At 74.9% G+C, this 2,790-nt stretch carries 2 protein-coding genes and 1 pseudogene; 1 reads left to right on the top strand and 2 read right to left on the bottom strand.

All coding sequences use genetic code 11. The annotated features are described in order from the left end of the window. Window positions 1-113: 113 nt before the first annotated feature. Window positions 114-779 (bottom strand): response regulator, encoded by a 666-nt coding sequence (locus tag FNQ90_RS18715; protein WP_182607433.1) that lies wholly within the window; start codon window positions 777-779, stop codon window positions 114-116. Next, window positions 751-2,115, bottom strand: coding sequence for a sensor histidine kinase (locus FNQ90_RS28520; protein WP_182607432.1), 1,365 nt, complete (start codon window positions 2,113-2,115; stop codon window positions 751-753). The genes FNQ90_RS18715 and FNQ90_RS28520 overlap by 29 nt, the downstream gene beginning before the upstream one ends. Before the next feature lie 185 nt (window positions 2,116-2,300). Here FNQ90_RS28520 and FNQ90_RS18705 point away from each other — a divergent pair. Further along, window positions 2,301-2,790: pseudogene (locus FNQ90_RS18705) on the top strand (DUF418 domain-containing protein); the annotation flags it as partial.

Raw genomic sequence — 2,790 nt, 5'->3', positions numbered from 1 at the left:
TCCCCCGACCGGCAAGACCCTCTGGGCCGAGGTGAGCATGCGCACCGTCGGGGAGGAACCGGCCCCCGTGTCCCCGTCGCCGTGGTGATCGCCCCGCCGGTCCCCATCCCGGCTCAGGGAGTCCCGGGGCCTCCCGAGGCCGGTCCGTGCTCGCGGGCGAGGATGGCGACCTGCACCCGGGAGCGCAGGTCCAACTTGGCGAGAATGTTCGAGACGTGCGACTTCACCGTCGTCTCGCCGATGTACAGGCGGCGGGCGATCTGGTGGTTCGACAGCCCCTCCCCCAGGCAGTCGAAGACCTCGCGTTCCCGCTCGGTGAGCCCCTCCACCTCCCGCGCGGGGCCGGGCGGCGCCGGCACGGACCCGGCGAAGTGCGAGATCACCCGCCGGGTCACCTCCGGGGCGAGCACCCCCTCGCCCCGGGCGACCGCCCGCACCGCCTCCACCAGTCGCGCGCCCTCGACCGTCTTGAGCAGGAACCCGGCCGCCCCGGCTCGCAGCGCCGCGTACACGTACTCGTCGAGGTCGAAAGTGGTCAGGACCAGGACGTGGCAGACCTTCTCCCCCACCAGGGCGCGGGTCGCCCGGATGCCGCCCCCGCCGGGCATCCGGACGTCCATCAACACCACGTCCGGGCGCAGGCGCCGGGCCGTCTTCACCGCGCCGGTGCCGTCGGCGGCCTCCCCCACCACCTCGATGCCCGGCGCGCGTTCCAGGATGAGGCGCAGTCCGAACCGCACCGCCTCGTGGTCATCGGCCAACAGAACCCGGATCGACATGCCCGTCTCCTCCCCTCCGGTCGAGGGGCAGCACGGCACGCACCCGCCAGCGCCCGTCGTGCTCCCCCGCGGTGATCGTCCCACCGACCTCCGCGGCCCGTTCCCGCATGGTGAGCAGGCCGATCCCCGTGCCGTCGGCACCCGCCGCTCGGCGAGCCGGCTCGTCGGTCGCCCCGTCGGGCATCTCGTTGACCACCTCCACGCGCAGCCGGCCGTCCCGGACCCGGGCACCTAGCCACAGGCGCGGCCCCCGGCCGTGCTTGACGGCGTTGGTGACCGCCTCGCGGAGGATGCGGTGGGCGGCCAGTTCCACCGCCGCCGGGGTCCCGTCGGGCAGGGGGTCGAGGAACGCCGGGGGCCCCGGGACCTCCGCCACCGCGTCCCCGTCCCGTCCGTCCCCGGCGCCCAACGGCACCGGTTCGAGGCCCGCCGCCCGGACCGAGTCCAGCAGCGCGCCCGGGTCGGAGAGGCGGGCCGGGGCCGTCTGCGGGAGGTCGTCCGCCTCCGGGTCCGGGCCCCGCAGCAATTCGATCATGGCACGCATCTCGCCCAGCGCGGCGAGGCTGTTCTCCCGCATGCCGGCCGTGACCTTCTCCATCGCCCCGGGGTCCCCGCGCAGGGAGCGTGCCGCGTCCGCCTGGAGGGCGATGGCGGACAGGTGTCCGGCGATGACGTCGTGCAGGTCGCGGGCCATCCGGGAGCGTTCCTCGGCGACGGCGGAGCGCCGGTCGAACTCCGCGATGGTGGCCTGCTGGTCCGCGCGGGCGCGTTCGGCGTCCGCGAGCTCCCGTTCGCGCCGCAACTCCAGCGCCCACCACACCGGCACGAAGAGCACGGTCAGCACGAGGATGACCAGCAGAACGGCGGCCTGCCCGTCGCGCAGGAGCACCAGGGTGAGGACGCCGGCCGCCGCCGCCGCGAGCAGGACCGCGCGCAACAGGACGCGAGTCGACCGCTGCGAACCGCGCAGTGCGGCGTTGTGGAGCAGTTCGCAGAGGACCAGCAGCATGGGGATGCCGAAGCCGAACAGCGCGTCCACGGCGGCGAACGCCGTTCCGGCGCCCAGCGCGGCCCCCGGTCGGTGTCTGCGCACCAGCACGGCCGCGCACGCGCCCGCCAGCGGAAGCAGCCGCCACCCCGGCGGCACCGCCCACACGACGAACGTGCCCTCGCCGCCGAAGAACGGATACGCGCCCGCCGGGTAGAGGAAGGCCCCGAGGACGAAGAGGCCGGCGGCGGGCAGCACATCCGCGCGCGTCGGGCGGAACCCGGCGCGGGGCCGGTCACCCCCGGAGGGGGCGTCCGCGTCGGGAAGGACGCCGGACGCCCACCGCACTCCCCGCGAACCCGTCATCCCACCAGGAGACCACGTGCTCCCCGGGGCGAACCACGGCCGGGGCGCCCCGCCGGAGGATCTCCCCCGAAGGTGGGAGAAGGGGGGTCGGCGCCCTCCTTTGTGAGGAGGGCCGGCCGTTCCCCCGGCCGAGGACGACGGGTGTCGATCGGGGCGACGCTGCCGGCATGAAGCAGTCGGACACCGATCCCGTCGCCCGTGCCGCACGCGCCGACGCCCCTCCCGGGCCACCGGAGGGCGGGCGGGTGGAGGCCCTCGACCTCCTGCGGGGCATCGCCATCATCGGCACGCTCGGCACCAACATCTGGTTGTTCACCCACCCCCTGGGGCCGGCCTCGGCGTTCCTCGACATCCCGGAGGCCGACTCGGCCGCCGGCGCGGTGGAGGTGGCCCTGCGCGCCCTGACCAACGGGAAGTTCCTGGCCCTGCTGACCATCCTCTTCGGAGTGGGGTTGGGATTGCAGTACGGCTCGGCGCTGCGGCGCGGCCGGGCGTGGCCCGGCCGGTACCCGTGGCGGGCGACGCTGCTCCTCCTGGAGGGGCTGCTGCACTTCGTGCTGGTCTTCGAGTTCGACGTGCTGATGGGGTACGCCCTGGTCTCGATGATCGTCGTGTACCTCATGGTGCGCGGGGACGGGTGGGCCCGGGTGTGGCTGG

The organism is Streptomyces alkaliphilus (genome assembly GCF_014141535.1).
GTDB lineage: Bacteria > Actinomycetota > Actinomycetes > Streptomycetales > Streptomycetaceae > Streptomyces > Streptomyces alkaliphilus.
This window is presented reverse-complemented; position numbering and strand designations above follow the sequence as displayed.